The following is a 4,919-nucleotide window of genomic DNA, read 5'->3' as shown; positions in this document are numbered from 1 at the left end:
ACGGTGTTGCCGGCGGGCAGTTGCCGCCCGATGACCCCGGCGAAGATGATGTCGGTGGCATGGCCGAGGATCTTCGGGCCGGTCACGGTGGCGGCGACGCTGGCCACCGCCAGGCCGACGATCGCGGCCAGGTGCGGCCGGTGCGGTCGCAGCCGGCCCAGCAGCCGGCGGGCGGACGGCCCGAATTTCAGCGATTTCTCCGCCGGCATGCCTGCGCCCATCCACGGCGGGCCGCCGCCTGCCCGGCCCGGTGGCAACCGCTTCGGCGTCTCCGCTGGCGTGGTCGACTTCTGCTCCGGTACGGCGCTCATGCCGTCACCTCCGCCGTCTGCTGGGACGCCACGATCTCGGCGTACGTCGGGCAGGTCTCCAGTAGTTCCTCGTGTCGTCCCAATCCGACGACGCCCCCGTCCTCGAGCACGATGATCTGGTCGGCGTCGACGATCGTGGAGACCCGCTGGGCCACGATCACCACCGCCGCGTCCGCGGTGACCGGCCGCAGCGCTGCCCGCAGCCGGGCGTCGGTGCCGAGGTCGAGCGCCGAGAACGAGTCGTCGAACAGGTAGATCTCCGGCTCGCGGACCAGCGCGCGGGCGATGGCGAGCCGCTGCCGCTGCCCACCGGAGACGTTCGTGCCGCCCTGCGCGATCGGAGCGGCCAGGCCGCCGGGCATCTGCGCGACGAAGTCGCGGGCCTGGGCGATATCCAGCGCCGACCACAGCTCCTCGTCGGTGGCGTCCGGGTTGCCGTACCGCAGGTTGCTGGCGACCGTGCCGGTGAAAAGGTACGGCCGCTGCGGCACCAGCCCGATCCGCCGCCACAGCTCGTCGGGCGCCAGTTCACGGACGTCCACCCCGTCCACCAGCACCGCGCCGGCGGTCGGGTCGACCAGGCGGGGGATCAGGTTGAGCAGGGTCGTCTTGCCGGCGCCGGTGGCGCCGATGATCGCGGTGGTCCGCCCGGGCGTGGCGCGGAACGAGATGCCACGCAGCACCGGCGCGCTCGCCCCGGGGTACCTGAAGGATATGTCCCGCAGTTCCAGCTGGCCCCGACTCTCGACCCGGGTCACCGGCCGGGCCGGTGGCACCACCGAGGAGTCGGTGTCCAGCACCTCCACGATCCGTTCGGCGCAGACCGCCGCGCGCGGCACCATCATCAGCATGAAGGTCGCCATCATGACGGCCATCAGGATCTGCATCAGGTACTGCAGGAACGCGGTCAGCGCACCGACCTGGATCTGGCCGGCGTCCACCCGGGCCGCGCCGAACCACAGGACCGCGACGCTGGAGACGTTGAGGATCAGCATCACGATCGGGAAGATCAGTGCCTGTAGCCGGCCGACCCGCAGGGCCGTCGCCGTCAGGTCGGCGTTGGCGACCGCGAAGCGGTCCGTCTCGTACGGCTCGCGGACGAACGCGCGGACCACCCGGATGCCGGTGATCTGCTCGCGCAGCACCCGGTTGACCGTGTCGATCCGGGTCTGCATCAGCCGGAAGCCCGGCACCATCCGCCGGATGACCAGCCCCAACGCGATCGCCAGCACCGGCACGCTGACCAGCAGCAGCCAGGAGAGCCCCACGTCCTCGCGCAGCGCCATCACCACGCCACCGACGCTCATGATCGGCGCGGCGACCAGCATGGTGCAGCTCATCAGCACCAGCATCTGCACCTGCTGCACGTCGTTGGTGTTGCGGGTGATCAGCGAGGGTGCGCCGAAGCGGGCCACCTCGCGGGCGGAGAAGCGGTTGACCTGCCCGAACACCTCGGCCCGGACGTCCCGCCCAAAGGACATCGCGGTGCGCGCGCCGAAGTAGACGGCCGCCACCGAGCAGACGATCTGCACCAGGCTGACCAGCAGCATCCAGCCGCCGGTCCGCAGGATGTAGTCGGTGTCGCCCCGGGCCACGCCGAGGTCGATGATGTCGGCGTTCAGGCTCGGCAGGTAGAGCGAGGCCATCGTGCCGACGAACTGGAACAGCACCACTGCCAGCAGCGGCCGGTGGTACGGCCGCAGGAAGTCGCGCAGCAGGCGGGTCAGCACTGGGTGCCCCCTGGTGTCGTCTCGTCCGGATCCTGCATTCGTGGGTTCAACCTGCTGTCCTCCCCGTCGGACATGGTCATAATCAACTCGGTCAGGAACTCCCGGATCACCGCCTTCTTCGCCGGGTCGGCGTCGACGGAGGTGAGCGGGGTGTCGCTGTGGATCAGGTCGGCGAGCTGCCGCAGGTGTTCGCGTCCCTTGTCGGTCAGGGCGAGCTGTACCGAGCGACGGTCGGTGGTGTCTCGACGGCGGCTGACGAAACCGTCGCGTTCGAGGGTGTCCACGATGCCGGTCAGGGTCGCCGGCCGGACGAAGCAGAGCCCGGCCACCTCGCGGTGGGTGGGATTCTCCGTCCGGGCCAGGGTGAACAGCACCCGGACGCCGGCGGGGCTCAGCCCGTGACGCTCGGCCAGGTAACGCCCCCAGTGCTGGTCGACGAGGTGGCCGGCGATCGACACGAGCCGACCCATGGGTGCCTGCCGCAGCGCGTCCGGCCAACGGACCAGCGGTTCCATCTGCACCACGGTAGGTTAAGCCCCTGATATTCAGGGGCCAAACGATATTCCGACCGCGGCGGGGACGAAGCGGGCCTGGAGTGCGGTCCGTGGGTCGACCGGGGTGGCCGGCGGGGATGTCGGGGTCGTCTTGTCAATGACAAGTTAGGATCGCCGGATGACCAGCAACCGCCCGTACCACCACGGCGATCTACGTCGCGTCCTGCTCGCCGTGGCGGTGGAGGCGATCGAGGAGGCCGGCCCGGCGGCGCTGAGCCTACGTGAGCTGGCTCGGCGCGCCGGTGTCTCGCACGCCGCTCCGGCGCACCACTTCGGCGACAAGTCGGGGCTGCTCACCGCGCTCGCCGTGGAGGGATTCGAGCTGCTCGCCCAGGCGATGCGCGCGGCCGGGGACGACCTGCTCGAGGTCGGGGTCGCGTACGTGGGCTTCGCCGTCCGGCACCGTGCCCACTTCGAGGTGATGTTCCGACCCGACCTCTACCGCGCCGACGCCGAAGAGGTGCGCACCGCCCGGGAGCGCACGGGTGCCCTGCTGCGCTCCGGGGTGGCTGCGGTGTCGGGCGGCCCGGACGGCGCCGGTGACGTCCGCCGGAACACCCTCGCCGCCTGGTCGATCGTGCACGGCTTCGCCACCCTCTGGCTGGCCGGCGCCCTGCCTCCGGACGCCGGGGGCGACCCGCAGGCGAGCGCCCGCGAGGTCATCGGCCGGCTCTTCGCCTGAGTCGGCATGCTCCGGCGCGGCTCGCCGGAGGTCGGTGGACGGTGTCACCAACTGGTGGGCAGCGGCATCCCTTCGGTGTATCCTGCGGTGCTCTGCACCCCGACCAGGGCGCGTTCGTGGAACTCGTCCAGGCTGCGGGCGCCCGCGTAGGTGAACGCGCTTCGTACACCGGAGATGATCTCGTCGATCAGGTCCTCCACGCCCGGTCGGTCCGGGTCCAGGTACATCCGGGCGGAGGAGATGCCCTCCTCGAAGATCGCCTTCCGGGCCCGGTCGAAAGCGCTGTCGTCGGCGGTACGCGCGCTGACCGCCCGCGCCGAGGCCATGCCGAAGCTCTCCTTGTAGCGCCGCCCGTCCGGCTCCGTGTAGAGGTCGCCGGGGGACTCGTAGGTGCCGGCGAACCAGGAACCGATCATCACGTTCGACGCCCCGGCCGCCAGCGCCAGCGCCACGTCGCGCGGGTGCCGTACGCCGCCGTCGGCCCAGACGTGCCGGCCCAGCTCCCGGGCCGCCGCCGCGCAGTCCAGCACCGCGGAGAACTGCGGCCGGCCGACGCCGGTCATCATCCGGGTGGTGCACATCGCGCCCGGCCCGACACCCACCTTGACGATGTCAGCCCCCGCCTCCACCAGATCGCGTACGCCCTCCGCGGTGACCACGTTGCCGGCGGCCACCGGGACGGCCGGGCCGAGCTTGCGGACCGCCCGCAGCGCGGAGATCATCCGCTCCTGGTGGCCGTGCGCGGTGTCCACCACCAGCGTGTCCACCCCGGCGGCCAGCAGCGCCTCGGCCTTGCCGGTGACGTCGCCGTTGATTCCCACGGCGGCGGCGATCCGCAGCTGGCCCCGGTCGTCGACGGCCGGCTTGTAGAGGGTGGCGCGCAGCGCGCCCTGCCGGGTGAGCACCCCGACCAGCCGGCCGTCGGCGTCCACCACCGGGGCCAGCCGCCGCCGGCCCGCCGAGAGCCGGTCAAAGCCGGTACGCGGGTCGGCGTCCGCCGGCACGGTGTGCAGCTCGGCCGACATCACGTGCCGGAGCTGGGCGAATCGGTCCACCCCGACGGTGTCCGCCTCGGTTACCACGCCGAGCGGCCGGCTCGTCTTGTCCACCACGATCACCGCGCCGTGTGACCGCTTCGGCAGCAGGTGGATCGCGTCGCCGACGGTGTCGGTGGGACCGAGCGTGATCGGGGTGTCGTGGACCAGGTGCCGCTGCTTCACCCAGGCGACGACGGTGGCCACCACCTCGATCGGGATGTCCTGAGGGATCACCGCGATCGCGCCGCGCCGGGCCACGGTCTCGGCCATCCGTCGGCCGGAGACGGCGGTCATGTTCGACACCACCAGGGGGATGGTGGTGCCCGTGCCGTCGCTGGTGGCCAGGTCGACGTCGAGCCGCGAACCCACCTCGGAGCGGGCCGGCGCCATGAAGACGTCGTTGTAGGTCAGGTCGTGCGCGGGAACCGCGTTATGAAGGAACCTCACCCCGCCATCATTCCTGGCCGGCGGCGTCCCTGGCGCCGGTGGTCGCGGAAAACACCCGCGGCCGGCGCTCCCGTGCCGCACGGAGCCGAACCCCCGGCCCAGATCACGGCTCGTGAGGTCCTGCCACCCCGCCCACCACACCCCGGCACCCTTTGCTC

At 71.8% G+C, this 4,919-nt stretch carries 4 protein-coding genes and 1 pseudogene; 1 reads left to right on the top strand and 4 read right to left on the bottom strand.

The annotated features are described in order from the left end of the window. From E1193_RS30065 to E1193_RS30055, 3 genes and pseudogenes are all read right to left on the bottom strand, one after another. Positions 1–311 (bottom strand): annotated as a pseudogene (locus tag E1193_RS30065) (ABC transporter ATP-binding protein); the annotation flags it as partial. Continuing rightward, positions 308–2,041, bottom strand: a complete 1,734-nt coding sequence (locus E1193_RS30060; RefSeq protein WP_132186520.1) for an ABC transporter ATP-binding protein — start codon at positions 2,039–2,041, stop codon at positions 308–310. The gene E1193_RS30060 and the pseudogene E1193_RS30065, both read right to left, overlap by 4 nt. Beyond that, positions 2,035–2,556: a MarR family winged helix-turn-helix transcriptional regulator gene (locus E1193_RS30055; RefSeq protein WP_132186519.1), complete on the bottom strand. Its 522-nt coding sequence runs from the start codon at positions 2,554–2,556 to the stop codon at positions 2,035–2,037. The genes E1193_RS30060 and E1193_RS30055 overlap by 7 nt, the downstream gene beginning before the upstream one ends. A gap of 157 nt (positions 2,557–2,713) precedes the next feature. Between E1193_RS30055 and E1193_RS30050 the strand changes: the two genes are divergently transcribed. Beyond that, positions 2,714–3,277, top strand: a complete 564-nt coding sequence (locus tag E1193_RS30050; RefSeq protein ID WP_132186518.1) for a TetR/AcrR family transcriptional regulator — start codon at positions 2,714–2,716, stop codon at positions 3,275–3,277. Between the two features lie 44 nt (positions 3,278–3,321). Here E1193_RS30050 and E1193_RS30045 read toward each other — a convergent pair whose 3' ends face one another. Next, on the bottom strand, positions 3,322–4,761 hold the full coding sequence (locus tag E1193_RS30045) for a GuaB1 family IMP dehydrogenase-related protein (protein ID WP_132186517.1): 1,440 nt from the start codon (positions 4,759–4,761) through the stop codon (positions 3,322–3,324). Between the last annotated feature and the right edge of the window lie 158 nt (positions 4,762–4,919).

The sequence above is a fragment of the Micromonospora sp. KC606 genome (assembly GCF_004348675.1).
Taxonomy (GTDB): Bacteria; Actinomycetota; Actinomycetes; order Mycobacteriales; family Micromonosporaceae; genus Micromonospora.
The sequence above is the reverse complement of the archived record's forward strand: the minus strand, read 5'-3'. Positions and strand labels throughout refer to the sequence as shown.